Source organism: Natrinema gelatinilyticum (assembly GCF_024266705.1).
GTDB lineage: Archaea > Halobacteriota > Halobacteria > Halobacteriales > Natrialbaceae > Natrinema > Natrinema gelatinilyticum.
The window spans coordinates 1,885,705-1,911,796 of the sequence record NZ_CP100756.1; the positions used below are offsets into that span (position 1 = coordinate 1,885,705).

Annotated in this window: 19 protein-coding genes and 2 pseudogenes; 14 read left to right on the forward strand and 7 right to left on the reverse strand. The window is 63.0% G+C overall.

Annotated features, from left to right (window positions below; all coding sequences use genetic code 11):
- The first annotated feature begins 13 nt into the window (after positions 1 to 13).
- A pseudogene (locus NJU76_RS09220) lies at positions 14 to 1,292 on the forward strand (RNA-guided endonuclease InsQ/TnpB family protein).
- 4 nt (positions 1,293 to 1,296) lie between these two features.
- Here NJU76_RS09220 and NJU76_RS09225 read toward each other — a convergent pair.
- The gene (locus NJU76_RS09225) at positions 1,297 to 2,070 is read right to left on the reverse strand and encodes an SDR family NAD(P)-dependent oxidoreductase (RefSeq protein ID WP_254527786.1); all 774 of its coding nucleotides are present in this window, start codon (positions 2,068 to 2,070) and stop codon (positions 1,297 to 1,299) included.
- Positions 2,071 to 2,209: 139 nt separating this feature from the next.
- Entirely contained in the window at positions 2,210 to 2,971 is a 762-nt protein-coding gene (locus tag NJU76_RS09230) for an SDR family NAD(P)-dependent oxidoreductase (RefSeq protein WP_254527788.1), read from the reverse strand.
- 699 nt (positions 2,972 to 3,670) lie between these two features.
- Here NJU76_RS09230 and NJU76_RS09235 point away from each other — a divergent pair.
- Positions 3,671 to 5,044 carry an MATE family efflux transporter gene (locus NJU76_RS09235; RefSeq protein ID WP_254527790.1) on the forward strand — a complete coding sequence of 458 codons (1,374 nt, stop codon included), beginning with the start codon at positions 3,671 to 3,673 and terminating at the stop codon, positions 5,042 to 5,044.
- A 554-nt stretch (positions 5,045 to 5,598) separates the two neighbouring features.
- Here the strand turns inward: NJU76_RS09235 and NJU76_RS09240 are convergent.
- The gene (locus tag NJU76_RS09240) at positions 5,599 to 6,372 is read right to left on the reverse strand and encodes an IclR family transcriptional regulator (RefSeq protein WP_254527792.1); all 774 of its coding nucleotides are present in this window, start codon (positions 6,370 to 6,372) and stop codon (positions 5,599 to 5,601) included.
- A gap of 194 nt (positions 6,373 to 6,566) precedes the next feature.
- Between NJU76_RS09240 and NJU76_RS09245 the strand changes: the two genes are divergently transcribed.
- Both NJU76_RS09245 and NJU76_RS09250 read left to right on the forward strand, forming a co-directional pair.
- Positions 6,567 to 7,763 (forward strand): acyl-CoA dehydrogenase family protein, encoded by a 1,197-nt coding sequence (locus tag NJU76_RS09245; RefSeq protein ID WP_254527794.1) that lies wholly within the window; start codon positions 6,567 to 6,569, stop codon positions 7,761 to 7,763.
- 9 nt (positions 7,764 to 7,772) lie between these two features.
- The gene (locus NJU76_RS09250; protein ID WP_254527799.1) at positions 7,773 to 8,771 is read left to right on the forward strand and encodes an MBL fold metallo-hydrolase; all 999 of its coding nucleotides are present in this window, start codon (positions 7,773 to 7,775) and stop codon (positions 8,769 to 8,771) included.
- Here the strand turns inward: NJU76_RS09250 and NJU76_RS09255 are convergent.
- The 3 genes from NJU76_RS09255 to NJU76_RS09265 form a co-directional block, all read right to left on the reverse strand.
- Positions 8,744 to 9,733 carry a TIGR03617 family F420-dependent LLM class oxidoreductase gene (locus tag NJU76_RS09255; protein ID WP_254527804.1) on the reverse strand — a complete coding sequence of 330 codons (990 nt, stop codon included), beginning with the start codon at positions 9,731 to 9,733 and terminating at the stop codon, positions 8,744 to 8,746. The two genes, NJU76_RS09250 and NJU76_RS09255, sit on opposite strands and share 28 nt — an antisense overlap.
- Before the next feature lie 138 nt (positions 9,734 to 9,871).
- Positions 9,872 to 10,810: a D-2-hydroxyacid dehydrogenase gene (locus NJU76_RS09260; protein ID WP_254527805.1), complete on the reverse strand. Its 939-nt coding sequence runs from the start codon at positions 10,808 to 10,810 to the stop codon at positions 9,872 to 9,874.
- Between the two features lie 3 nt (positions 10,811 to 10,813).
- Positions 10,814 to 12,388 (reverse strand): class I adenylate-forming enzyme family protein, encoded by a 1,575-nt coding sequence (locus NJU76_RS09265; RefSeq protein WP_254527806.1) that lies wholly within the window; start codon positions 12,386 to 12,388, stop codon positions 10,814 to 10,816.
- A 564-nt stretch (positions 12,389 to 12,952) separates the two neighbouring features.
- Here NJU76_RS09265 and NJU76_RS09270 point away from each other — a divergent pair.
- A pseudogene (locus NJU76_RS09270) lies at positions 12,953 to 13,822 on the forward strand (thiolase C-terminal domain-containing protein).
- Positions 13,819 to 14,244 (forward strand): Zn-ribbon domain-containing OB-fold protein, encoded by a 426-nt coding sequence (locus tag NJU76_RS09275; protein ID WP_254527813.1) that lies wholly within the window; start codon positions 13,819 to 13,821, stop codon positions 14,242 to 14,244. Before NJU76_RS09270 ends, NJU76_RS09275 begins: the two are co-directional and overlap by 4 nt.
- Positions 14,245 to 14,295: 51 nt before the next feature.
- Here the strand turns inward: NJU76_RS09275 and NJU76_RS09280 are convergent, their stop codons facing one another.
- Positions 14,296 to 15,297, reverse strand: coding sequence for an FAS1-like dehydratase domain-containing protein (locus NJU76_RS09280; RefSeq protein WP_254527815.1), 1,002 nt, complete (start codon positions 15,295 to 15,297; stop codon positions 14,296 to 14,298).
- A 432-nt stretch (positions 15,298 to 15,729) separates the two neighbouring features.
- Between NJU76_RS09280 and NJU76_RS09285 the strand changes: the two genes are divergently transcribed.
- From NJU76_RS09285 to NJU76_RS09320, 8 genes are all read left to right on the forward strand, one after another.
- Positions 15,730 to 16,500, forward strand: coding sequence for an SDR family NAD(P)-dependent oxidoreductase (locus tag NJU76_RS09285; RefSeq protein ID WP_254527817.1), 771 nt, complete (start codon positions 15,730 to 15,732; stop codon positions 16,498 to 16,500).
- Positions 16,501 to 16,636: 136 nt separating this feature from the next.
- Positions 16,637 to 18,211, forward strand: coding sequence for a class I adenylate-forming enzyme family protein (locus NJU76_RS09290; protein ID WP_254527819.1), 1,575 nt, complete (start codon positions 16,637 to 16,639; stop codon positions 18,209 to 18,211).
- A 174-nt stretch (positions 18,212 to 18,385) separates the two neighbouring features.
- Positions 18,386 to 19,678: an MFS transporter gene (locus NJU76_RS09295; protein ID WP_254527821.1), complete on the forward strand. Its 1,293-nt coding sequence runs from the start codon at positions 18,386 to 18,388 to the stop codon at positions 19,676 to 19,678.
- A 176-nt stretch (positions 19,679 to 19,854) separates the two neighbouring features.
- Positions 19,855 to 21,348, forward strand: a complete 1,494-nt coding sequence (locus tag NJU76_RS09300) for a molybdopterin-dependent oxidoreductase (protein ID WP_254527823.1) — start codon at positions 19,855 to 19,857, stop codon at positions 21,346 to 21,348.
- Between the two features lie 223 nt (positions 21,349 to 21,571).
- Positions 21,572 to 22,984 (forward strand): ABC transporter substrate-binding protein, encoded by a 1,413-nt coding sequence (locus tag NJU76_RS09305; protein WP_254527824.1) that lies wholly within the window; start codon positions 21,572 to 21,574, stop codon positions 22,982 to 22,984.
- 150 nt (positions 22,985 to 23,134) lie between these two features.
- Positions 23,135 to 24,088: a carbohydrate ABC transporter permease gene (locus NJU76_RS09310; RefSeq protein ID WP_340681212.1), complete on the forward strand. Its 954-nt coding sequence runs from the start codon at positions 23,135 to 23,137 to the stop codon at positions 24,086 to 24,088.
- Positions 24,085 to 24,957: a carbohydrate ABC transporter permease gene (locus NJU76_RS09315; protein ID WP_254527826.1), complete on the forward strand. Its 873-nt coding sequence runs from the start codon at positions 24,085 to 24,087 to the stop codon at positions 24,955 to 24,957. The genes NJU76_RS09310 and NJU76_RS09315 overlap by 4 nt, the downstream gene beginning before the upstream one ends.
- Positions 24,958 to 25,002: 45 nt before the next feature.
- Positions 25,003 to 26,088 (forward strand): ABC transporter ATP-binding protein, encoded by a 1,086-nt coding sequence (locus tag NJU76_RS09320; RefSeq protein ID WP_254527827.1) that lies wholly within the window; start codon positions 25,003 to 25,005, stop codon positions 26,086 to 26,088.
- Positions 26,089 to 26,092 lie beyond the last annotated feature (4 nt).

Below are 26,092 nucleotides of genomic sequence, written 5' to 3' on the forward strand. Positions count from 1 at the left end.
GAGAATAAGTCGCATGGAGTACAGTCCACGATACCGTCTCTTTCCCACCACCACCCAACGGGAGAGTTTGGATTGGACTCGTGACACCGTGCGACAACTCTACAACCACGCCCTCCACGAATTCAACAAGATACCAGAAGACGAGGGGACGCTTCGACAGCGCGTCTGGCACGTCCGCGACGAACTCCCACAACTCAAGCAACAGTGGACTGACCTCAAACAGGTCTACTCAACCGTCTTGCAGAAAGCTGTCGAGCGTATCCGAACCAACATCAACAACCTCGGCACACTCAAAGCCAAGGGCTACGATGTTGGCTCGCTGAACTGGAAAAAGCCCCGAGAGTACAGGAGTTTCACGTACCGGCAATCAGGCTTCGAACTCGACACGAAGAGTGGTCCGAGAGAGCGAGCGATACTCCGCCTTAAAAAAGTACGCGGCGAAACCCTTGAAATCCCACTCCGCCTTCACCGTGACCTTCCCGACCACGATGCTATCAAAGAAATCACGGTGAAGAAAGAGCCCACAGGAGCGTGGTACGCTTCGTTCTGTATCAGCACCGACACGCCAGAGAAACCAGACTCAGGGGACACCGACGCTGAGGATACCGTAGGAATCGACCTTGGCGTCCTTAACTTTGTCCAGGATTCGGACGGACGCTCCGTCGGACGTCTTGACTTGTCTGTGGAGCGTGAGCGCCTCGAGCGCGAGCAACGCGCTCTTTCTCGCAAACAGTACGAGTCGAACAACTGGGAGACGCAACGGCGTCGAGTCGCGACGGTCCATGCTCGCATGTCGAACAAGAAGCGAGATTATAAACACAAACTCGCACACTATTACACGACCGAGCACGATGCCGTGTTCGTCGAAGACCTGAACGTGACGTCACTGCTTGAAGGCAGTGGCAACGCGCGGAACAAGGCCGAAGTCGGCTGGCGTGACTTCATTTCGATTCTGAAACATCACGGTCGGAAGAACGAATGTCACGTCATCGAAGTCGAACCGAATGGCACGACGAAAGAGTGTGCATCGTGTGGCATGGAGACGGCGAAACCGGTGTGGGTTCGGGAACATTCCTGCCCGTCGTGTGGGTTCGAATTGGACAGGGATTGGAACGCGGCGTTGAACCATCCAGTCGCGTGGTCTGGAGAACCTAGGAGTGGTTCACTCCGAAGCAACGCCTGTGGAGACCGCGACCGCTGTGGATACTTCTGAAGTGTCTGCAAGTCGCGTCGTCGAAGCAGGAAGCCCCGCCCTCAAGGAGTCGCCGAAGGCGACGAGTAGGGCGGGGTAGTTCACTACATCACCTTCCCGGCCGAGACGTTCATGTCCTGCCCGGTAATCCGATCCGCCTGATCGGAACAGAGGAACCCGACGAGCGCGGCGACGTCTTCGCGCTGGACGAGTTCGCCCCGGGGGCTTTCCGCTTGCGCATCACGCTGCACTGCCTCGTACGTTCGATCAGTCGCCTCGGCTTTCCGTTCGAAGACCCGCTTGATACGCGGGCCGTCGACCGACCCCGGGCATACCGCATTGACGTTGATATCGTGGGCGCCCACTTCAGCAGCGAGTGTACGGGTAAAGCCGATCAATCCCATCTTCGACGTGGCATAGGGTGTCCGGTCGGCGAGCGGGCGCTTACCGGTGACCGATGCGACGTTGACGATTCGACCGTAGCCGTCGGCTTTCATGTGCGGTAGTACCGACCGACACATCGCGAACGGCCCCGTGAGGTTGATCGCCATCGTCCGTTCCCAGTCGTCAGTCTCGACCTCTTCGCAGGGCGCCGTCGGTCCGGCGATTCCCGCGTTGTTCACCAGTACGTCGACCGTTTCGAATTCCTCGATGGCAGCGTCGACGGTCGACTCGACCGTAGCGATGTCACTGAGATCGGTGTACTGTAGCCGGCCGATCTGGCCTTCGGATTCGACCAGATCCGCCGTCTCGTCCATCCTCGTCTCGTCGATGTCCGCGATGACGATATCGAAGCCGCGACCAGCCAACTCGAGGCAGATTTCCTGTCCGATTCCGCGACCGCCGCCCGTGACGATCGCGGTGTTGTCATGAGTCACGTCCCCAGCATACTCGGTTCAGTGTAAAACCCTTCGGACGTTCGTCCAGCCGCTACCGCCCGCCCCTCCCGACGTCTTCACCCCTTCGAGGCCTGGTTCCTTCGGCCTCCGGCTCCGACCCTCGTGCCCAAAACGCCGCTCAACAGGTCGAGTACCCGCCGTCGACGACCAGTCCATGGCCGCTGACGAACGACGACTCGTCGCTGGCGAGGAACAGGATCGCGTCGGCGATTTCTTCGGGTTCGCCGAGTCGCTTGAGCGGATACTCTGCCGCCATCGCCTCGCGGGCGGCCGCCGGATCGTCCTGTTGCTCGAGGTACCCCTCGAGCATCTGTGTGTCCGTAAAGCCTGGACAGACGGCGTTCGCGCGGACGCCGTAGGGACCCGCCTCGGCGGCGACGGTTCGTGTCATGTTCAACACCGCGGCTTTGGTCGTCGAGTAGGCCGCCTGCTTGGGGAGTCCGAGGATGCTCGCCAGTGACCCGACGTTGACTATCGCGCCGTCGCCCTGGGCTTTCATGTGCGACAGCGCTGCGCGACAGCCGTTCCAGACGCCCTTGACGTTGATATCGATGACGAAGTCCCGAATCTCGTCGTCGAGGTCCTCTAAGCTACTGCCAGGGTGGCCGGTCCCGGCATTGTTGACCATCACGTCGAGACTGTGGTCCTCGGCGACCGCGTCAACGACCGCGCGAAACTGTTCGCCGTCGGTGACGTCGAGTTCGTGAAACTCGGCCTCGCCGCCAGCTTCCTCGATGCTCTCGGCGACGGCCCGGCCGCCCTCGATGTTGACGTCGGTGACGATGACGCGCGCCCCCTCCTCGGCACACCGTTCGGCTGTTGCTCTCCCGATTCCCGAGGCCGCACCCGTGATAACCGTTGTCTTCCCGTCGAGTCGCATGGGTCGGGCATCGAACGGCATCTATATAAATTCGTTCATCATTTATGAGACAATTACTGACGTTGTTTACACAATGTTCTATACTATTGAACACTGGTAACTCTATGCTGTCGTGGTCGTCCCCGCCGATTCCGCTCGAGCGTCGGTGCCGTAGTCGGGTGTCGATACTGAGCTCGAGCGTCGACGGTGCGGTCGGCCGTCGCCGTACGAGCGAGATTCCTCGTCTGGTCCGCCGATGAAAAATGAGGGAACGTTGCCACATGAGCAGTACCATAATTTAGCTTATAAATAACGCAGCGGACGGGTACGACTCCGTTGGCTGGCTTCCCAACGATGAAACGGCAGCCACGCCCGCTATAGCCGGATGGGCCGTCTCGACGCGTGTGATCTCCGTCGCTTCAGTCGTTCTCGTCCTGATCGTGAACCGGACGAGAAGCGACTGTGAGCCGGAATCGGTTGCGGAACCGTGTGGCATAAACGCCGGATCGCCTCTGTGTTCCGCGATTCGTTCGGAACGGCTCGTTGCAGTCTTTCCCGAGCGACGTACTGAGCTGCTGGCTGTCCGACGAGACGCTGTGCCCCGCGAGATAATATTATGAAAGAGTAACTGTACTCGAAACAGTCACATCTGACAGCGCGTTTCCGCTCACGGTCGGTACCGACACGTTGATCCGACCGATTCTCGTTGCCGAACGATGTATGGCCGATCCCGAGATCCGGGTCCGAGACGTGTGGGTTCGGACCGCCTCACTCTCGTGGCCGATTGCGATCCAACAGACGCTCAATACGTTGATGCGGACGGTCGACGTTCTCGTTACCGGACTCTTTTCGCCGGCGGCGGTCGCCGCGGTCGGGCTCGCGGATCTCTACGCCCAGATTCCCCTGCGAATCGGACTTGGACTCGGGACTGGTGCGATCGCCCTCTCGAGTCAAGATACCGGCCGTGGTGCCGAGGCGACTCGCGACCGGGCGATCACGCAGGCATTCGGTCTCGGGTTTCTGGCTGGGCTGCCGCTCAGCGTCGTCGGTCTGACGTTGTCGGCGCCGTTGATCGCGTTGCTCGGGGCCGACCCCGCGGTCAGCGAGGCAGGGGGACGCTACCTCGCACTGGTCTTCGCCGCTGCACCGATGCGCATCGTCGGCATCGTCGGCGCACGCTCGCTACAGGGAACGGGCGATACGCGGACGCCGATGGTCGTCAACGGCACCGCGAACGTGTTCAACATCACGGCGACGGCCGGACTGGGACTCGGCCTCGGTTCGCTCCCCGAACTGGGTATCGCCGGCGTCGGGCTGGCGACGGCGAGCAGCAGAACGATCGAGGCCGTCTCGATGATGGCTGTGATCGCGAGCGACCGGACGACCATCTCGTTCGCCCAGCCACGCCGCTCGCTCGTCACCCGACAGCTCGTCGCTGTCAGCCTCCCGAACTTTGCCGAGGGAATGAGCACATCGCTCGCGAACTTCCCGTTCAACGCACTGTTACTTACGTTCGGGACTGAAGTGACCGCCGCATACCACATCGGTCGCCGGATCTATCAGCAATTCAGCGGCCCGCTGTACCGCTCTGCCAGCGTCGTCGCGAGCATCGTCGTGGGACAGACGCTCGGCCAGGGCCGACCCGATGCTGCCCGGTTTGCCGGACTGGCTATCACGGCGTTGAGTTTCCTGACGCTCAGCATCGCCGGGACCATCCTCCTCGTCGGCGCCATTCCTATCGCACGAGTGTTCACGAGCGATCCGCTCACGCTTGAGCACGCCGTCGCGTTCACCCGCGTCTTCGGCGTCTCGATGTTCGCCTTCGGCCTGTTTTTCCCGCTGTCGGGATGTCTTCGCGGCGCTGGCGAGACGCGCATTCCCTTCTACGCACGATTCAGTGGGACGTTCGGGTTCTTGCTCGTCTTTTCGTATCTCACCGGTATCACTCTCGGTTACGGCCTGTCCGGGGTGTACGCTGGAATCGTTCTGAACTACGCGTGGTGGGTTCTCGTCGTCGGTATCGGATTCCTGCGGGGCGATTGGGCAGAGACCGCAGCATCGATGATGGCCGAACGCGCTGATGCGTTCCGCTGATTCTCGATCAGTCTCGAGACCGTCTCGACCGAGCGATTACTCCAACGCATCTCGCGCTCTCGTACAACCAACGATACCAGGAAGAATTACCGTATATGTCTGATCACAGAGTATGAATCTAGTTTGGTATATTTTTACTGTTCAGTTTTCAAATCTGAGTAGCCTACTAGATACTGATCGTTTACGTGAATAAAACGGAAATATGCAGGTCGTCCGGACCCAACTATAGGGATTCTGTTCAATGTACATGTGATAGTAACTCAAACAAAACACCGTACAATACAGTAGTATTTGCGTGTGTTCGTGGTCGAATGACCCGAATTTTGCGTCTCAACTGTCAGTCATTGAGCGGGCGGAAACGGGGATCCGGCCTCCTGGCACGCCTCTCTAATTACAATGATAGGATTGTAATTTAACTGGTTCCCCTGGCAGCAAGGATACGTGGCGACCGGGCACGCTGGGAATCGCTCGGGGTACGACTCGCCTGATTCGCCGTGCTTTCGTTCTGCTTTGTTCGATCGATGGTATCGGTACTGTTCACTCTGGCCGAACAGCTACGAGAACATGATGTTCACCTCGATCGTATTCGCCGTCGACAACAATCGGTTGCAGAGATCGTTTTCCTTCTGCTCGTTCTCGAGTCGGTGTTCGGGACCGCCGACGGTGACGGCTCCGTAGACTGTGCCGTCGTTGCCCAGAATCGGCGCGCCGATGGAACTAATTCCGGGCAAATACTCCCCACGACTGTGCGCGACACCGTCGTTGCGAACCGCTTCGAGTTCGTCGAAGAGGACCTCTCGGTCGGTGATCGTCTTGTCAGTGAAAGCGGGCAACCCCCACTTGTCGATGACCTGGTCGACGCGGTCGTCGGAGAAGTGAGCGAGCATGGCCTTGCCGCCGGCCGAGATGTGGTGATAGGTGTGGGTTCCGATGTCAATATTGCTCGTGAACGATTGGCTTCTCCCGCTGACGTTGATGACCGTTCCGAGTCCGTTCTGGTGTGTCGAACAGAAGACTCGTTCCCCCACTTCCTCCGAGAGTTTCGTGATCGGTTCGTCCGACGCGGCGTACAGCGGTTCGGCGTGTTTGACGTATTCTCCGAAAGAAAGGAAGCGAAGGCTCAACCGGTATTCGTCGCCCTCCTGGACGACGTATCCCTTCGAGCGCAGCGTCGACAGGTGGGCGTGGACCGTACTCTTTGCGAGGCCGGTTCGCTCAGTGAGTTCCGTCACTCCCGCTCCTTCGGCCTGCCACAGTGCCTCGAGAATGTCGAGCGTTTTGACCACTGCGTCAATCTGTTTCCCACCGTTCGATTCTGATGCTGTCATACTTTACATTCTATGAAACGAAGTAAAACTGTTCCGCTCTGCTGAACGCGCATACTGATCGAAAAAATCCATCTCTCTTTTCTTCTCGAGGTGCAACCCTCGAATCGACCGATGTGAGCGGAATCGATCTAATCGTGCTCATTGAAAGTTAGTAACACGGTAACGCTTAAGTGATACGTTATATGAGATATGCTATGGACTTCAGCGAACCGTCCGAAGCGGTGCAAATCAAGAAAGCGCTCGACGAGTTCATCGATCAGGAAGTCGCGCCCCTCGAGAACGAGTACGATCAGTTCCTCGGCGCAGACTACGAGAAGAACATCGTCGACGACGACCATCGACAGGTCCCTGAGTACCGCACCATCGTCGAACAGATCAGAAAGAAGTCCGTCGAGGCGGGCTTCTATGGGATGACGATGCCCGAAGAAGTCGGCGGCGGTGACGTCGACATTCTCACCCGAGCGATCGTCGGCGAACACATGTCCAACCGTCCGCCGGGCTTCCACAGCGCCATCTTCGGTGGTGCCGGTGGACCGACGCCGATCCTGCTCGCCTGCGACGAGCGCCAGCGTGAGGAGTATCTCCAACCACTGATGGACGGCGAGATCACGACGTGCTTCGCGCTGACCGAACCGGGCCACGGCAGCGACGCCCACCACATGGACACCAGAGCAGAGAAGGACAGCGACGAGTGGGTGATAAACGGCCAGAAAGTCTACATCACGAACGGTCCCTACGCGGACTTCGCGATGGTGTTCGCTCGCACCAGCGGCGAGGACGGTGACCTCGACGGTATCACGTGCTTCCTCGTCGAGGACGATACCACCGGGTTCGAGGTCGGAACGATCCACCGCGCGATGGGGATGACCCCCGGAACGCATGCCGAACTGCACTTCGACGACTGCCGCGTCGGCGAAGAACAGGTCCTCGGCGAGGTCGACCACGGATTCCAGTCCGCGATGGACTGGATCGGTGGCGGTCGGATCAACATTGCCGCGGGTGCGGTGGGGACCGCTCAGTTCCTCCTCGATATGTCGGTGGAGTACGCCCGCAGCCGGGAGACGTTCGGGAAACCGATCGGCCACCGGCAGGGCATCTCGTTCCAGTTGGCCGAACTCGCGACGGACATCGAACAAGTCCGCCAACTGTACCGCTACGCCGCCTGGAAGATGGACAACGGCGAGCGTGCCCGCAAGGAAGAATCGATGGCGAAACTTCGAGGGGCTCAGCTCGCCAACGACGCGGCGGACATCGCCATGCAGGTTCACGGCGGTGCCGGCTTCATGAAAGACCTCCCCATCGAACGGAACTACAGATCGGCTCGCGTCTTCCGCATCTTCGAGGGGACCGACGAGATTCAGCGACGGACGATCGCCCGCGAACTCATCTGAGTGTCGACGATGGACAATACGACGGAGCAAGGGACGACCGCCGCCACGACACAGGTTTCGCGCCTCGACTTCGACATCGAGTGGCCGCCGAAACACGCCGCAGCGTACCTCGTAGACGGGGCCGCCCCGCTCCTGGTCGACTGCGGCGATCCGCAGGAACGCGCCGAAACGACGATCCAGGACGGTCTAGCCGAGACGGGGAACGCACTCGAGGACGTGGCGGCGGTCGTCGTCACCCACCCGCACAGCGACCACATCGGCCAGGTCCCACTCCTACGGGACGCCGGCGCGACCGTGTACGCTCCCCAACCGGTGCTCGAGCAACTCGAGCGCGACGAGGAGGATCTCGCGGAGGGAGTCCGCGACGTCGGCCGGTCCGCGGGCTACCGCGGTGAGGCGATCGAGCGCGAGGTCGAACGGGCGCAGTCGTCCCTGCGTCGCAACCGTCGCTTGCTCGCGCCCGACGACGCCGTGGCCTTCGAATTCGGCGAGCCGTTTTCCGTCGCGGGCCTCGAGTTCGAGGCCGTCCACACGCCCGGCCATCAGATCCACCACGCGGGTCTGCTCACCGAATTAGACGGCGAGCGCGTCCTGTTCAGCGGCGACGCGCTCATCGAATCGTTCCGGCCCGGCGCGATCCACGTCGGCATCGATTACGGGGCCTACGACGCCGTCGACGCGTTTCACCGCTCGATGGACCGACTCGAGGGCCGCCGCGTCGATCGGGTCTACCCCGGCCACGGACCGGTCTTCACCGGCTACGACGGCGCGATCGAGAGCACCCGATCTGCCCTCGAGGCGCTCACGGGAGAGACCTTCGAAGCGGTCACGGGCATTGGCCCCGCCACGCCGATGGAGATCACTCGCTACCGTTCGGGCGAGGTCCGGTATCCGGCGCAGTTGCTCGACACGCTCGGTGCCCTCGGCACGCTCGAAGGGCGCGGCCGAATCCAGTCCACAGAACGAGACGGTGTCCGCTATTATTCGGTCATGAAAGCCTCGCCGTGAGCTACTGGGAGGACGACGCGGTCGGCGATCCCGCCGTAGACGTCCTCGGCCCGCGCGAGTAATTCGTCCGGCGGCGCCTCGATCGCGAACGCCGATACCATCTCGTCGGTGATCAACTCGGTCATCTCGTCCCAGCGCTGTTCTTTCGAGAGGTCGTGCAGTTCCTCGCCGACGGATCGCCAGCCGTGGTGATCGAGGACGTCGTGGTAGGTCCGAGTACTCCCGTAGAAGGCGATGCGCCGCTCTACCTCCGCGCGAGTCTGCTCGCGCTCTTCGTCCGTTTCTCCCGTCACGACGAACGGACTCGCAGAAAGCGACACGTCCTCGAGCGCTCGATCTTCGTGGTCGGCCCCCTCCGCGACGGTCGGCGCGATGACCTCGTCGGTGTAGTCGGGGGTGTTGAACGCGTGCATCGCCAGCCCGTCGCAGAGTTCGCCCGCGAGCCGGATGTTGTACTCGTTGACGCCCGCGATGTAAATCGGAACGTCGGGATGCTCGATCGGTCCCGGATTGAAGTTCTCGGTCATGAGCGAAAACGAGTAGTGATCGCCCTGGTAGTCGAGGTCCGTCTCACCCCTGAAGACGTCGAAACTGTGGTGGAGCGATTCGACGACCTCGCGAAGTCGCGGTCCGGGTGACTCCCAGTCCACGCTGAACCGGCGCTCGTTGTGGCCCTTGACCTGCGTGCCGAGTCCGAGGACGAAGCGGCCGTCCGAATACCGCGCGAGGTCCCAGGCCGTGTAGGCGAGCGCCATCGGGCTGCGAGTGAACGAGAGGGCGATGCGCGTGCCCTGCTGGATTTCGTCGGTTCGGTCCGCGATCAGCGGATGCGGGAGAAACGCGTCGTTGTCCATCTCTGGCGTCCAGACGCCGTCGAATCCCAGTTCTTCTGCGCGTGCGGCCACCGCGCCGGAGTCGGTCGACAGGCCGGGCACCATCGCGTCGATGCGAAGATCTGACATACGTACTGATCGTCGGGCCGACGCTTCAATCTATGGACGAGTTTCGGGCCGTCGACGAAAAGACAGATTCCGGGTTCGTACCCCCCTCGACGCAGTTCTCGAACGTCCACCTCGCACCGCCCAGCCCCCACGTCTCGCTCACACGACGCGGTTCTCGAGGTCCTCGCCCGCGCGGAATCGATCGTAGTTTCGGCCGAAGACGTCGGCACACCGCTCCCAGTAGTGGGGCGTGCTGCCTGCCATGTGCGGCGTGACGAGGACGTCCTCGCGGTCCCACAGCGACGACCCCTCGGGGAGCGGTTCCTCCGCGAAGACGTCCAGTGCCGCACCGCCTATGTCGTCGGCCTCGAGTGCGTCGACGAGCGCGTCTTGGTCGACGACAGCGCCGCGCGCGACGTTGACCAGCACCGCGTCGTCGGACAGCGTTGCCAGCGCGTCGGCGTCGATCAGACCCCGCGTCTCGTCGGTCAGTGGACAGCTGATCACGAGGTAGTCGCTCTCGGACAGGACGGACTCGAGTCCGTCGGGTCCGCGCACCTCGTCGATCCCGTCGGGTGCGTCGGTCGGATCGCGTTTCGTTCCGACCACGTGGGCGTCGAACGTCTGGCAGTAGTCGGCGACCGTGGAGCCGATCGCCCCGACGCCGACGATCCCGACCGTTCGATCACCGAGCTCGCCGGCCAGGTATCGATCCCACTCCTCGCGGCGTTGCTGTGCGACCGCGCGATCGAACCGTCGCTCGAAGTAGAGGAGATATCCGAGGACTTGCTGGCCGATCGGTTTCGCGTGGATCCCCGAGACGGTCGTCAGCGCCACGCCGCGGTCGGAAAGCGCGGCGTAGTCGTAGCCGTCCGTTCCAGCGCTGAGCGCCTGGACCCACTCGAGGTCGTCGGCGGCCGAGAGGACGTCGTCGGGGAGGCGCTGGGTGAGGAGCACGTCGGCATCGGCGACTACCGCGAGCAGGGCGTCCTCGTCTGCGACGTGTTTGAGATCGATATCTGGCCGCCGGTCACGGATCGCCGCCACCAGTCTCGACCCGCCGCCCTCGATGATGTGCGGGCTGACGACGACCGTCACGTCTCACTCGGCCTCCGACTCGTCGCGGTCCTCGAGTCTGTACTTCTGGATCTTTCCCGAGGTCGTCCGCGGGAGTTCGTCGATGAACTCGACCTCGCGCGGGTGTTTGTAGGACGCGACGTTGTCGAGGAAGTACTCCTGTATTTCGTCTGCGGTGACGTCGACCCCGGGTTCGACGTTCGGGGCAGTGACGACGTAGGCCTTCGGCACCTCGTTTCGCCGCTCGTCGGGAATCCCGACCACCGCGCCCTCCGCGACGGCCTCGTGTTCGGCTAACAGCTCCTCGAGTTCGCTCGGGTAGATGTTGTAGCCAGCGGAGTTGATCATGTGTTTTTTCCGGTCGACGATCTCGTAGTAGTTGTCCTCGTCGCGGCGTGCGATGTCGCCGGTGCGGAAGAAGCCGTCCTCGGTGAACGCCGCCTCGGTGGCCTCTGGCATGTCGTGATAGCCCTTCATGATCTGCGGGCCGCGAACCAGGAGTTCCCCCGCTTCTCCGAGGGTGACCGTCTCACCGCTCTCGTCGACGATCTTCGCCTCGGTCATCCGGAGCGGCTGGCCGATCGTTCCGTGTTTCAGGCCGAACGTCGAACCGCTCTGGGAGTGGGTCGCGCCGTTCGTCTCCGTCAGCCCGTACCCTTCGCTCATTTCGACGCCCGCGGTCTCTTCGAACGTCTCCTGAACGGCGACGGACATCTTGGCACCGCCTTCGCTGGCCGACTCGAGGCTCGTGAGATCGTACTCGCCGAAGCGCTCGCTGTTGATCATGTCGACGTACATCGCGGTGACGCCGACGTAGTGGGTGATTCCTTCGTCTTCGATCAACGCCATCGCGGTGTCACCGTCCCAGTTGGCCGCGCTCCGGAGATAGACGCTGCCGCCGCGAATTAGCGGCTGCCACGCGGTGTGGGTGAAGCCGGTGATGTGGTACAGCGGGAGCCAGACCAGGCTGCGAACCTCCTCGTCGTCGATCGCGTATTCCTGAGAGAGAACTGAGAACGTCTGCGCCCGGAAGTTGCGGTGGGTGAGTTCGACGCCCTTCGGTTTCCCGGTAGTACCCGAGGTGTACGGCAGCAGGGCCACGTCCTCGTCGTCGCGCTCGACGAACGTCGCTTCGCCGCGAACGTCTGCGAACGGACGATTCTCGTCCGAATCGGTGTCGACCGAGATGACGATCGGGTCCCACCCGATCTCGGCGAGCGCCTCCTCGAGGTACGGCTCCAGTGCGACGTGGGTGAGGACGGCCGCTGCCTCGGTGTCCTCGAGTTGGTACGTCAGCTCGCGTTTGCGGTACTGCGGGTTGACCGGAGAGACGATGGCACCGGCTTTGAACGCGCCGAGCGCGCCGATCAGGTACTGCGGGCAGTTCGGCAGGTACTGCAATACGACGTCACCGGGTTCGATCCCGAGATCAGCGAATCCACCGGCGACCCGCGAACTTTCGGTCTGGAGGTCCTCGTGGGTCATCGTTCGCCCGTGATATTCGATCGCCTGTGCATCGCCGTGATGGCGTACCGTCTCGTCGTGTAACCGTGCAACGTTCCCGGCTCTGGTGGCCTCGCTAACACTTGCCAAATCCATGGTCCATGATATCATGGAGTGATATAAAATAGTATCCATATCCCAGGGACGACGCGACATCCTGGCCGAGCCGGGGGTTCCCTGCGGCGGAATCAGTGCGAACGGTACCGTTGTGCGTCGTGATGCGCTGGGCGACGAATCACGCAGTCCGAGATTCCACGGCCTCCGCGTCACCGATCGCCCGATCCGCAAACCGCGCGCCATGATCTCCCTTACCACAACCTATTTGCGTTCAGTCACGATACCGGGAGACGATGACCTGGTTTGCAGGACGGAGGGATATCTGTGGCTGAACCGATCCTGGCGGGCGTCGCCGAGAGCGACCTCGGCGAGACGCCCGACCGGAACTGGCTCGACAACGCGGCGATCGCGACCGTCCGCGCTCTGGACGATGCCGGCTGTACGCTCGCGGAGGTCGACGGCGTCGCCGTCGCCGGCGGTGACGACTACATGCCGGCGCTGATTCTCTCGGAATACCTCGATCTCGACGAGCCCTCGTTCCTCGAGGGTACCGAAATCGGCGGCTCGTCGTTCGAACACTTTTGCGGGCACGTCCGCGGCGCGATGGCCCGCGACGAGGCCGACGTCGTGGTCGTCGCCTACGGATCGACGAGCAAAACGGGCTCCGGTAGGGATCGATCGCTCGAGGTCACGCACCCGGTCGACGGGTTCGTCCGACCGACGGGATTGTTCCGGCCGCCGGGGGCGTACGCGATGGCCGCTCGTCGACACATGCACGAGTACGACACGACCGAAGCACAACTCGCGGAAATTGCCGTCTCGACCCGCGAGTGGGCGTCGATGAACCCGAAGGCGGCACAGCGAGAGTCGATCACCGTCGACGACGTGCTCGAATCCCGGCCGATCGCAGACCCGTTCAATCTGCTCGACTGCTGTCTGGTCTCCGACGGCGGCGGCGCGGTCGTCCTCGTCTCCGAGGAGAGAGCGCGCGAACTCGACGTCCCGCGTGTCTCGGTCGCCGGTGTCGCGTCGACCAGCACGCATCGCCAGGACGTAAGCGAGATGCCGGACATGACGACGACCGGCGCGACGGTGACGGGACCGAAGGCCTTCGAGCAGGCAGGGATCACGCACGACGACGTCGACGTCGCCGAGATTTACGACTCGTTTACTTACACTGCGCTGGTCACGCTCGAGGATCTGGGCTTCTGCGAGAAAGGCGAGGGCGGCGAGTTCGTGTCGGGCGGAACGACCGGTCCTGGCGGCGAGTTGCCGATGAACACCCAGGGCGGTGGCCTCTCGTACTGCCATCCCGGTCACTTCGGCGTGTTCGTTCTCATCGAGGCCGTCTGACAGCTTCGGGGAGACTACACGGGTGAGCGTCAGGTCGACGACGCGGAGGTCGCGGTCGCCCACGGCACTGGCGGACTGCTCTCGTCCAGTAGCACGGTCGTGCTACGGAGGGAAGCATGAACGCGTCCGTCGAGGATCGCCGCCAGGAGTGGGAGGGGCCGATTCCCGTCCCGACCGGCGCGACGGAACCGTTCTGGGCGGCGACGCTCGAGGGAGCGCTGTGCTACCAGGAGTGCGACTGCGGCAACCGCCAGTTGTACCCACGAGCGGTCTGCACCGCCTGTGGCGCCGAGGATCCCCCCTTCGAGGAAAGCGAGGGCGTCGGAACGATCTACACCTACACGAGGTGCCACGTGCCCGGCGAACCTGGCTTCGGCGATCGAACGCCGTACGTCGTGGGTGCGATCGAACTGACGGACGGCCCCCGATTGCTCGCGCTGATCGACGCGAAGCCGTCGGAGTTCGCGGTTGGCTCGTCGGTCGCCGTCACCTTCTGGCGGGTCTCCGACGATGCCGCGATTCCAGTATTCGTGCCCGAGTGAGGGCCACGCTGGTATTCGTCCCCAGGTTAGCGGGTGACGGGATTTGAGTTCTCATTCGAGGTCTGCCGTTGCCGTTCCTGTCAGCAGCGTTTCACCGGCCGCCGTGGTCGCCTCGAGGTCCGTCTCGACCGTTCCAGTCTCGGGGTCGACGGTGGAGACCTCGCCGGTCGCGACGACGGTGTCGCCGGGGAACACCCGCGACTGGAACCGGACGCCAAACGAGGTGACGTCCGCTATGTCGAACCAGTTCGTGACCACGCGGGAGGTGATCCCGGCGGTGAACATCCCCTGACCGAAGACGCTCTCGTTGCCCGCGCCCGTGGCGTACGGCTCGTCGTAATGGATCGGATTGAAGTCGCCGCTGGCCCCGGCGTACTTGACGAAGTGCTGGCGCTCGAGGTCCGCGACGACGACTCTCGGGCCCGCCTCGCCGACCGCGAGGTCGTCAGTCGTCCGAACGCGCTCGAAGTCGTCGGCGGTCGGCGATGGCACGTCCGCCTCGGCCGCGGCGGTGCCGCCGTTCGTGGCGGCATCGGCAGTCTCGCGCTCGTCGTCGGTGTCGTCGTCGACCGCGCCCGAGGTCTCGATCGCGGTCGATCGGTCGGTCAGGACGCGGTCGCCGTCCCGATCCCGGTACTCGGTCTCGAGGACGGCGAAGGTCATCGTTCCCGCGCGGGGACCCTCGCGCTGGAAGACGTCGGCGAGCGTGGTCGTCCCCTCGAGGACGTCGCCGACGGCCATCGGGCGCTCGTACTCGTGGGCCTGCTCGCCGTGGAGGACGTACTCCGGCCGAAAGCCAAGATCGAAGCCCTTGCCCTCGACATCGGCGGGCGTGTACCGCGGGAACCTGCCGACCTGACTGTACGTCAGCGGTGCCGGCACGCGATGGTGTCCCCGATCCGTGGCGACGCCCTCGTCTTGGAAGACCGGGTCGTCGGCGGTGATCGCGCGTGCAAACTCCTCGACCTTGCCGGGTTCGATGCGAAAGCTTTCGACCGTAACCCGCGAGTCGCCGACCATCGCCTCGAGTTCCTCGAGGGGTTTAGTCGGCATATCGTCCCTCCGTGGCAACGCTGGTTGATATCACGTTCGTCGTCGCCGTTCGTTCTGTCGTTCTGTGCCATCGATCGGGACCGTATCCGCCTCTCATCGCCACCACGGTTTGAGCACAACAGGCATAACAGTACCTCTCGCGGAACCGAGTCCCTGGGGATCGAGCGTTCGATCCGTCACGGCTGTCCCCGTCACTTCGAGGTGGCAGAGCGTGCCGCGTACGTGGGAGCGTGGTGTTCTGCACTCCGGGTCTCGAGCCGGTTCGTCCACCCACGTTCACGGACAGACCGACGTATGCTCGTCTCCGCTCCGGTCGAATAGCTTATGTCGTCGGTCGATGAATCGGCACTCGCGAATGTCAGATAATCACACGCTTGGGCCGAGAGTACAGGCGACAGGGAACCGGAACACCGCGACCGCGGAGGGTCACCGATGACGACGGACCAGTTCAGTGTGAACGGGCAGACGGCGATCGTCACGGGTTCCTCGAGCGGAATCGGAAAGTCGATCGTGGAGCGGTTCGCCGACGACGGTGCGAACGTGATCGTCACCTCGCGGGAGATGGACAATGTCGCGCCGGTTGCGGACGAGATCAACGACAGTGAACGACCCGGCCGGGCGCTCGCGATCGAGTGCGACGTGACGGACCGCGAGGCGGTCCAGGACATGGTCGCCGCGACCGTCGACGAGTTCGGTGGGCTCGACATCCTGATCAACAATGCCGGCGCGAGCTTCCAGGCCCCGCCGGCCGAGATCAGCGAGAACGGGTGGAAGACCATCGTCAATATCAACCTTCACGGAACGTTCCATTGCTCGCAGATCGCCCGCGAGCACATGTGCAACAACGGCGGTGGCCGGATCGTCAACATCGCCAGCGTCGCTGGGGTGCGCGGTTCCAGGTCGATGAGCCACTACGGGGCCGCCAAGGCGGGCGTCATAAACTTCACGTCGTCAGCCGCAGCCGACTGGGCCGAAGACGACGTCTGGGTCAACTGCATCGCGCCTGGCCTCGTCGCCACCGAGGGCGTCCGCTCTCAGATGGGCGTCGAGGACGACGCCGGCGGGATCGACCGTACGACGCCCGATCGGACGATCGGAAAACCCGAGGAAGTCGCCGATCTCGCGCAGTTCCTCGCGAGCCCGGCCTCCTCGTACCTGGTCGGCGAGACGGTGACGATCAAGGGTCTGCCGCGCCTCGAGTAGCCGGGCCGTCGCCGCCAGCGAACGGTTGCCGCAGGTTCCGCGGATCGTCCCACGATACTCCCGCGTGGCGTCCGAATAACGTCTACTGTTACCACCACCCGTATGTTTTTCATCTTGAACGACAAACGCGGAGCATATGGAACTCGACATCGTCCCCGCAGAGACGCTCTTAGCGTCGCCCTATGACGGCAACGTCGCACATCTCTTGGAGAGAGCGGTCGCGGAACACCCCGACACCGTCGCGATCGAACACGCCGGCGAGTCGGTCACATACCGCGAATTCAGCGATCGCGTCGCACGGTTCGCCGGAGGGCTCCGGGAACTCGGCATCGGGGCCGGCGACCGGGTCGGCCTGTATATGCCCAACGGGATCCCGTTCTGTACCGCTGTCTGGGGCTGCTGTCACGCCGGCGTTATCGCGAGTCCGCTCAACCCCGAATACCGCCGCCGCGAAATCGAATACCAGCTCGATCACGCCGACGCCGACGCGGTGATCGTCGAAGGCGACGCCGAGGACCACGTGCGCGAGGCCGTCGCGACCCTAGAGACCGAAATCGTAAGCGCGACGGCCGACAGCGACCACCCGCCAGTGCTCGAACTTGGCGAAGGCCGCGCCGATGCGGCGGTCGTCGACCGGGCGGACGACGACGTCCTCCTCCAGCCGTACACGTCGGGAACGACCGGCCGGCCGAAGGGGGTCCTGCTGACCCACCGCAACTTCCGGGTGCAGATCGCTCAGAGCGTCTCGAGTTACAGCGCTGGCCCGATCCAGGGCGACGGGGTCATCGCCCTGCCCATGTACCACATCACCGGGATGCTCGGGATGATGGCCTCGCTGTGTGCCGGCCGGACGCTGCACCTGCTCAGACCGGATCAGTGGGACCCGGAACTGGTCCTCGAGACGCTCGACGAACACGACGTTCCGGCCTTCGTCGGCGTCGCTGCAATGTTTGTGGATTTGCTGGCGGCCTACGATCCAGACGAGTACGATCTCTCGACGCTGGTCCGAGCGGGCCAGGGCGGGGACAAACTACCGAAACCGACGCAGGAACAGTTCGAGGAGACGTTCGACGTCCCGCTCTCGGAGGGATACGGCCTGACGGAGACCACCGCGCCGTCGCATACGGTCCGGTGGTCGTCGCTCGGCAATCGGCCGGGGAGTGTCGGCCAGCCGGTCGGCCACACGCGCTCGAAGGTCGTCGACGAGGAGGGGACCGAACTCGAGGCAGGCGAGGAGGGCGAGATCCTCATCGCCGGGCCGCAGGTGATGAAGGGCTACTACAAGAACCCCGAAGCGAACGAGGCGGCGTTCACCGAGGACGGCTTCTTCCGCACCGGCGACGTCGGCATGCGAGACGAAGACAACTACTACTACATCAAGGGCCGGGAGAAGGAGATGATCCTGACCGCGGGCTACAACGTCTATCCGCGCGAGATCGAAAACGTGCTGTACGAGCATCCGGCCATCCACGAGGCGGCCGTCTTCGGCGTTCCAGACGAGCGCCGCGGCGAGACCGTCGCCACCGCCATCACGCCGAAAGAAGGTGCCGATCTGACCGAAATCGACGTCGAGGAGTACGTCCTCGGTGAACTCGCCCCGTACAAGCACCCGCGGATCGTCGAGATTCGTCGCGACCTTCCCAAGACGGGCAGCGGCAAGATCCGAAAGACGATATTGCGTGACGAGTGTATCGACGAATATGACCTGTGATCGTGCCGGGAGACTCTCCGCTATCCCGGCCCGCACGCCGACGGCCGATCGTGGTACAGGAGTGCCGAGTGGCCCGTTTCGCACGGCCGGACGCGTTGACGTGGTCGAGGCGGACCGGCGAGTCTGCTCCTCATCGACCGCTCAGCCGAAATCCCTCCGTGCCGGTCGGAGCCGATGACTGACGAGTCGTCCTACGCATCGTCGGAGATCAGGACGATCGCCCTCGCGGTCATCGCCGGCGTCTTTTTCGGCGGCGTTGCGACGGGGGTCGCGTTCCCGACGCTGCCGCTACTCGACGAGAAACTCGTGATCAGTGCGATCATGCTTTCCGTGATCCTCTCGGCCAACCGCATCGCGCGGCTGTTCGTCAACACGCCGGCGGGAACAATTATCGATCGCGTGGGCGCGCGAAAACCGATGATCTTCGGGCTGTTCACGCAAGCGTTGGCTCCCTTCGGCTATATCCTCGGCCTGTACACACCCCCGGCCAAGCTGGGGACCGTGGCGCTGCTCGGTGACGTGTCGTTGCCCGGCGTCGTCTTCGTGCTCTCTCGACTGTTCTGGGGTATCGGGAGCGCGTTCGTCTTCCTCGGTGCGTTCGCGACGATCACGCACGTCACGACAGCCGACAACCGCGGTCGGTGGGTCGGGTATATGCGCGGCGGCCAGTCACTCGGCTTTCCGACCGGACTCGTCGTCGGCGGTCTCCTGACAGACATCGCCAGCATGGAAGCGGCGTTTCTCATCGCGGGCGGTCTCGCGCTGCTCGCCGGTATCGTCGCGACGCTCGTCCTGCCGGACGTCCACGCCGGAGCTGAGGGTCGTTCCGCGAGTCTCCGCGAGGTCCCGTCGCTGCTCGCCGGCAATCCCGCCGTCGTCCTGGTCGGATACGGAAACTTCGCGGTACGATTCCTGTGGGGCGGCATTCTCCTCACGACGCTCGCCCGATACGCACACGATTTCGGCCTCAAGCTGTCGGTGCTCGACGCTGCCGGTATCAGCGGGATGGTCATGGGGCTCGGCGTTCTCACGTCGGGTTCGATGACGATCGCGACCGGCAGGGTGTCGGATCTGGTCAGCGACCGGACGCTACTAACCGTCCCGGCGTTTCTGTCGATGGGGGCCGGCTTTCTGATCATCGCGTACGTTCCGACGATCGAAGCGCTACTCGGAGCGATCGTCCTCCTCGGGGTCGGGATGGGCGCTGCCGCGCCGTCGCTACTCGCGATCGTGGGCGATCTTACCCCCGGCGACGAACTCGGCCGAATGGGCGGTGCGTACCAGGTTATGGGCGATATCGGGCTCAGTCTCGGCCCACTGGTCGCGATCCCGGCCGTCGACAGCTGGTTCGGGTATCGATTGACGTACGTTCTCTGTGCCGCACTCGTCTTGAGCTGTCTGACTATCGTGTCGGTCCCACTGCTTCGCAATCCCGACGTCTCGAGAACCGGCATGAAAGCGGACTAGCGGTCGCCTTCGAACGAACCGGTTTCACGGAAACTGACCGATTGGAGCCGTCCAGTACCCGTTCTCTGCTTTTGCCCTACCGAACCGATTCGAGGTGTCGCTATCGTCGGTGTACTCGGAACGACTCGGCGCCGGTCGCGAAGCTTTCATATCCGCTCGGCCACCATTGCTACATAATGTCTCCCATGTCAGATCGCGTGCGCCCGTGGGTTCCCTCGGTCGTCGCGGCGCTCGCTGCGGGACTCGCTGCCGTGGGAGGCTCGTACCTGTCCGTCGGCCGACGGCCCCCCTTCGTCGTGACGCCGATGGATCGAGTCGTCCTCGCGGTCAGCCCCGACGCGCTCGTGGCCTTCGCGATCACCGAACTCGGATCGCTCGGCCACCAGTTGGCATTTTTGACGGCCATCGCGCTGACGTGTGCCCTCCTCGGACTGGCGGCCCTGCCCGGCGTGCTGGCCTGTCAGGGTGGCAGGCCCGCCGTCGGCGTGGTCACTGGGGCGGTCCTTCCGGGCGCGGTCGCGTTCGGGCTGACCGGCTCGGCGGTATCGAGCGTCGGCACCGCCGCTGGTGCCGGACTCGTCGTGCTGGTAACGGCCGGGACGGCTGGACTCGGCGCCGGCGAGGACGCCTCCCGCGGCTCTCTCGGTCGGCGGCGCGTCCTCGGCGCGGTCGGGTCGGCAATCGGCCTGAGCGCGCTCGGGCTCTTCGTCCGTGGATCCGGCGAGGGATCCTCCCAGTCCGGCCTCGACATTCCCGAGGACGCCCGGCCTGAGGTTCGACAGTTGCTTACGCAGGCTAAAACCCGATCGCTCGCCGTCGACGGACTCGAGCCGTTGGTCAGTACGGACTTCTACGAGGTCGATATCAACAACGTCGACCCCAACGTCGATCGCGAGGAGTGGACGCTCTCTATCACGGGTGCCGTCGAGGAGGAGGCGGAGTACGACTTCGCGGACATCGAAGCGATGGACATCGAGGACCGGTTCGTTACGCTACGCTGCGTCGGCGATCAGCTCAACGGCCGACAGATGGATACCGCCCTCTGGAGCGGCGTGCCCGTCGCAGCGCTCCTCGAGGCGGCGAACCCCAATGGCGACCGAGTCGTCCTGCATGGGGCCGACGAATACTACAACGAGTTCCCGCTCGAGGCGCTGCGGCCCGGGCTATTGGCCTACCGAATGAACGGTCGGCCGCTGCCGCGGGCACACGGTGCTCCACTGCGCGCCCTCGTCCCGGGCCACTGGGGCGAGATCAACGTGAAGTGGCTCACCGAGATCGAGGTTCGCGACAAAGACACCAGGGGCTACTGGGAGTACCGTGGCTGGCACGGCACCGGTCCAGTCCACACCGTGGCTAAACTCTGGCAGGTCAACCATCTCGGAAGCGGCCGGCTCGAGGTAGCCGGTCACGCCTACGCCGGGACCAGGGCCATCGAGGCCGTCGAAATCTCGACCGACGGCGGCGACACCTGGGTCGAAGCCGAACTGTCCGACAGCCTCCCGGGTGAGGACGTCTGGCGGCAGTGGCGTTACGAATACGGGGCCGCCGGGACACACGAGGTGATCGTCCGAGCGCGCGACGGCAACGGGACCCTCCAGTCCCCCGACGAGGATGGCCCGAAGCCCGACGGTGCTACCGGCTGGGTTTCCGAAACTGTCGGACCGATGTGAGAACGGTATCCCACCGAGGGTCCGTCATCCGCTCTGTCGCCTCCCCATCGAACGCAATTTCCGGTTCCGGACGCGAGATTTGAGCGCTGTCCACCGAGATATATATCGTTGATTCATTTATTATATAAAAACTGAAAACAACTATCGAAAACGTTTCGAAAAAACGTGATGTTTATATAGTTGTAGCAGGATGCTAGCAGTGGACAATCGAGCTTGAGTACAGATGACACGCGACACTATCAACAGGCGACGGGTGCTTTCGGGAGCTGGGACAGGAATCGCAGCAGCCGCGGCAGGCTGCTTGGGTGGCGGTGGGGGAAACAACAGTGATGCCGTCCACTTCATTACGGACTACTACAACAGTACCTGGGAACAGTTGTGGGGCGAGTTGGAGTCGGAGTTCGTAGAGAACAATGACGTCGAGATGAACATCGAAGAAGGTGGGATGTCCGGTACCCAGGAGGGGCGTCTGGCCCAGTTGATCCAGTCGGGCAACCCGCCGGACGCGAACACGTCCACGTTCGATCAGGTGGCGGACATCTGGGCGACTGACCAACTCAGCCCTGTCGACGACGTCGTCTCGTCTATCGAGGAAGTCAACGGGGAACTGAACGCCGGCGGTGCGTTCCTCGGCGGAGACAATATTTATCAGGTTCCGCACGGCGTGTACGTGTCGAACTTCCAGTACCGGGCTGACGTGTACGAGGAACTCGGACTGTCGGAACCGGAGACGTTTCAGGATGTCCTCGACAACGCCAAGACCATCGACGAGTCGGACATGGACGTCCGCGGGTACGGGCTCGCGGGGATGCCGACCGGCAAGAGCCAGGACGAGTTCCAGGTCCTCTTAGCGAGCGCGGGCATCTCCGGGCTCGGGATCCGCTGGAAGGATCCGAGCGCGAAGGAGGAACTCGAGATCCACTTCCCCGAGGACGTGGTGACGACGGTGCTGCAGTTCATGAAGGACCTCGCACAGTACTCGCCCGACCCGACCAGCATCGGCTGGGCGGAGTCACTCGGCGGGTGGATTCAGGGCCAGTACGCCCAGCAGTACCACCTCAATGCCTGGCCGACTGGTCTCACGGCACTAACAGCCGAGGGCGAAGACAGCGACGCACTGCGCGGACTGGCCGAGGCCACCCAGGTCATGGCGTATCCGACGTGGGGAGAGATCGACAAGAACGAGAACTGGCTGTCCGCCCCGGCGCCCGACGGGTACCACATCTTCGCGAACGGCGGAAACACGGAAGGAGCCAAGCAGTGGTTCGAGTGGCTCTACGCCGACAGCATGGAGAAAACGGTGCAGTTCTACGAGGCGGACCCGGGCCGGTTCTTGCCGACCTACTCCAACATAATTGACTCCGACGCGTTCCAGAACCAGGACATCATGAGCGCTCATCCCCACCTGCTCGAGAAGCTCCAGTACGTCCAGGACGAGATCTGGGGCAACCACTACGGCAGCGTCGACGCGGCCAACATCTCTTCGCCCGTGGCGCTATACATGCAGCGTCAGTGGTTCTACGGCGAGATGGTCAACCGCGTCGTCACCGATTCGATGAGCGTTCAGGAGGCGTACGACTGGGGTTACGGTGAACTCGAGAGCGCCTTCGCGGACGCTCAGGAACAGTTCGGATAACCGAGCGTACATTTATCAGTCTCTCGTCCAGGCGTTCGACACGAGAACGAATCGCGTGTGAGCAACCGTGAGATTAACATACATGGATATCGAGAATCGCGTACGTACAACCATGAGATTAACAGACGCGGATGCAGAGGAAACCTAAACATGGCCGGTGAAACTGGAGAATCGGTTCGACCAGGTAGGGAGTTCATCCCATGGGACGACCTGCCCGTGAGTCGAGAGACTATCGTCGGGGTGGGGACCGTCATTCCGGTCGTCGTCCTGTACGTACTCATCGCGTTGCTCCCGATCGCCTTCGCGTTCTGGGCATCGTTACACGACATTCACACGCTCAACCCCGTGTGGGAGTGGACCGGCGTCTCGAACTACTCGGCGGTCCTCGAACTCTCGCGGTTTTGGGGCTCGCTGTGGCGTGGGATCGTCTACATGGTCGGCAGCACGATCATTCAACTCGCCGTTGGCCTCTGGATGGCGCTCGTGCTCAACCGAATCACCTACGGTCAGAAGCTGCTGACCGCGGTGGTCTTTACGGCCTACCTGATCCCGACGATCATCGTCTCGCTAATCGCGCTTCGGGTGTTCGACCCGCAGGGAGGCGTGTTTCAGATGATCGGCGCCGAGTGGTTCAGCCTGTGGGGGGGCGGTGAGGCACCGCTGGGGTCGCGGACGTGGGCCATGCCGCTTCTAATCCTGATCGGCACATGGAAGTTCTCCGTCTTCATCACCATCTTCACGCTCGCGCAGCTGCGCGCGATTCCCAATCGGTTCTACGAGGCGGCGAAGGTGTGCGGTGCGAACCGCTGGCAGATGTTCCGGGATATCACGCTACCGCGTCTCATGGGAATCATCCTGGTCGTCGTCCTGCTCCGGTCGGTCTTCATGTTCAACAAGTTCGACATCATCTGGCAGCTCACGCAGGGCGGGCCCGGTAACACGACGACGACGCTCCCCGTGTTGGCGTACAAGACCGTCTACACGGATCAGGCGTACGGGCTTGCAAACGCGATTTCCGTCGTCATGTTCCTCTTCCTGCTCGTGGCGGCGATCGGCTACTTCCTGGTCTTCAATCCGAGCGAGGAGGTGGAAACGACAACATGAGTCAGAGCGAACCCCCGGGAGGCGTGTTCGGCCTCTCATACGACCGCGAAACGAAGACCTTCGAGGCGCTAAAGCTCGTCAGCACCGCGATCATCGTCCTCGCCGGTGTCTGGCCGATCTACTGGATGACCCAGCTCGCACTCACCGAGTACAGTGTCGTCGAAGACAGGATCACCGTCTTCCCCACGCCCGACATATTCAGCCTCGGCAATTTCGCGATCCTGACGGATCCGAAGATATACACCTACATCTTCAACACGACTGTGGTGGCCATCGGCACCATCGTCACGGTCATCGTCGTCTCGCTCGTCGCCGGGTACGGTCTCGCACGGCTGGACTTCCCGCAGAAGGAGAACTTCGCGCGGATCCTCCTGATCGGGTACCTCTTCAGCCCCATCGTCATCGGCATCCCGCTCTACCAGATCTGGCGGGCTATCGGACTACTCGGCACTCGCGTCGGGCTCATTATCGCACTGTCGGCCATCTCGATGCCCTTCGCAGTGTGGCTGATGTGGAAGTACATCATGACGATCCCGGAGGCCCACGAGGAGGCTGCGTGGGTCGACGGCGCATCGCGCTGGCGGGGCTTCCGCGACGTCGTCGTGCCCCAGTGCCGACCGGCGATCATCGCCGCGGCCCTGTTCGCCTTCGCGCTCGCCTGGAACGACTTCACGTTCGCACAGATTCTCCTGCCGTCGACCGAAACCACGACGTTCGCCCCCGGCATCCTCCGGGAGATGAGCCAGTCGCAGTTCCTGCCGGACGGCTACCTCATGGCAGTTTCGTTGGCCATGACGCTGCCGCCGCTGCTGTTCGCCTACTTCATGCAGAGCTACCTGCTGAAGGGGTTCCAGGTCAGAGCGCTCTGAAAACGCACAGAACTACGACTACATTCACGATCAACACAACAATCCATGCCAGACATCAAGATTCAGAACCTGACCAAAATATACGAGGAATCGGGCAACGACATCGTCGCAGTAGACGACGTAGACCTGACCATCGGCGACGGCGAGTTCGTGACGTTGGTCGGGCCATCCGGCTGCGGCAAGACCACGACACTGCGGTGCGTCGCGGGGCTGAACAAACCGACGAGCGGCACGATCTACTTCGGCGATCGGGACGTGACTGATAAACCGGTCCAGGAGCGCAACATCGCGTTGCTCTTCCAGGACATCGCGCTGTACCCGCACATGAGCGTCCAAGAGAACATGGCGTACGGCCTCAAAATCGCCGGGTTTTCGCGGGAAGAGCGCATCGCCCGCGTCGAGGAGGCCGCAGAGTTACTCCAGATCACGGATCAACTCGAGAAGATGCCCTCGGAACTCTCCGGCGGGCAACAACAGCGCGTCGCGCTCGGCCGGTCGCTCGTGCGCGACCCGGAAGTCTTCCTGTTCGACGAGCCGATGTCGGACCTCGATGCCAAGCTCAAGGCCGAGCTGCGGCCGGTCATCGAGAAGGTGACCGACGAGATTGGCTGTCCAACGCTGTACGTGACCCACGATCAGGAGGAGGCGATGACCATGTCGGATCGCGTTGCAGTCATCAACGACGGCGAACTCGAGCAGGTCGCCCCGCCGAAGGAGATTTACGACGAACCGGACTCCAGGTTCGTCAGCCAGTTCATCGGCCAGCCGTCGACGCAATTCTTCGACGGCAACATCGGGACGGTCAACGGGACCGCCGAATTGGTCGTCGGCGACTACGAGTACGAGCTCGATCGCGCCGGTCTCGAGGGGTGGGACGGCGACGACGTCCACGTCGGCCTCCGGCCGCAGTACATCTCCGTCAGTGACGATACAGGTGCCGGCATCCCGGCGACGCACCTGCTAGACGAGCCCTTAGGCGATGCGACTCACAGCTTCTTCGAGACCGAGTTCGGTGAGGTCGTCGTCGTCACCGACCCGGACTTCGAGGGCGGCGGCGAGGAGTACGGGCTCGTCTTCCAGGCCGACTACATTCAGCTATTCGACTCCAGTTCCGGCGTTCGGATCGCCTGAATCC

What these genes read in the sequence shown, in the direction of transcription:
- NJU76_RS09230 (WP_254527788.1), bottom strand. Translation starts at nt 2,971, where the DNA reads ATGCGACTCGACGGGAAGACAACGGTTATCACGGGTGCGGCCTCGGGA.
- NJU76_RS09235 (WP_254527790.1), top strand. Translation starts at nt 3,671, where the DNA reads ATGGCCGATCCCGAGATCCGGGTCCGAGACGTGTGGGTTCGGACCGCC.
- NJU76_RS09240 (WP_254527792.1), bottom strand. Translation starts at nt 6,372, where the DNA reads ATGACAGCATCAGAATCGAACGGTGGGAAACAGATTGACGCAGTGGTC.
- NJU76_RS09245 (WP_254527794.1), top strand. Translation starts at nt 6,567, where the DNA reads ATGGACTTCAGCGAACCGTCCGAAGCGGTGCAAATCAAGAAAGCGCTC.
- NJU76_RS09250 (WP_254527799.1), top strand. Translation starts at nt 7,773, where the DNA reads ATGGACAATACGACGGAGCAAGGGACGACCGCCGCCACGACACAGGTT.
- NJU76_RS09255 (WP_254527804.1), bottom strand. Translation starts at nt 9,733, where the DNA reads ATGTCAGATCTTCGCATCGACGCGATGGTGCCCGGCCTGTCGACCGAC.
- NJU76_RS09265 (WP_254527806.1), bottom strand. Translation starts at nt 12,388, where the DNA reads ATGGATTTGGCAAGTGTTAGCGAGGCCACCAGAGCCGGGAACGTTGCA.
- NJU76_RS09275 (WP_254527813.1), top strand. Translation starts at nt 13,819, where the DNA reads ATGAACGCGTCCGTCGAGGATCGCCGCCAGGAGTGGGAGGGGCCGATT.
- NJU76_RS09280 (WP_254527815.1), bottom strand. Translation starts at nt 15,297, where the DNA reads ATGCCGACTAAACCCCTCGAGGAACTCGAGGCGATGGTCGGCGACTCG.
- NJU76_RS09285 (WP_254527817.1), top strand. Translation starts at nt 15,730, where the DNA reads ATGACGACGGACCAGTTCAGTGTGAACGGGCAGACGGCGATCGTCACG.
- NJU76_RS09290 (WP_254527819.1), top strand. Translation starts at nt 16,637, where the DNA reads ATGGAACTCGACATCGTCCCCGCAGAGACGCTCTTAGCGTCGCCCTAT.
- NJU76_RS09295 (WP_254527821.1), top strand. Translation starts at nt 18,386, where the DNA reads ATGACTGACGAGTCGTCCTACGCATCGTCGGAGATCAGGACGATCGCC.
- NJU76_RS09300 (WP_254527823.1), top strand. Translation starts at nt 19,855, where the DNA reads ATGTCTCCCATGTCAGATCGCGTGCGCCCGTGGGTTCCCTCGGTCGTC.
- NJU76_RS09305 (WP_254527824.1), top strand. Translation starts at nt 21,572, where the DNA reads ATGACACGCGACACTATCAACAGGCGACGGGTGCTTTCGGGAGCTGGG.
- NJU76_RS09310 (WP_340681212.1), top strand. Translation starts at nt 23,135, where the DNA reads ATGGCCGGTGAAACTGGAGAATCGGTTCGACCAGGTAGGGAGTTCATC.
- NJU76_RS09315 (WP_254527826.1), top strand. Translation starts at nt 24,085, where the DNA reads ATGAGTCAGAGCGAACCCCCGGGAGGCGTGTTCGGCCTCTCATACGAC.
- NJU76_RS09320 (WP_254527827.1), top strand. Translation starts at nt 25,003, where the DNA reads ATGCCAGACATCAAGATTCAGAACCTGACCAAAATATACGAGGAATCG.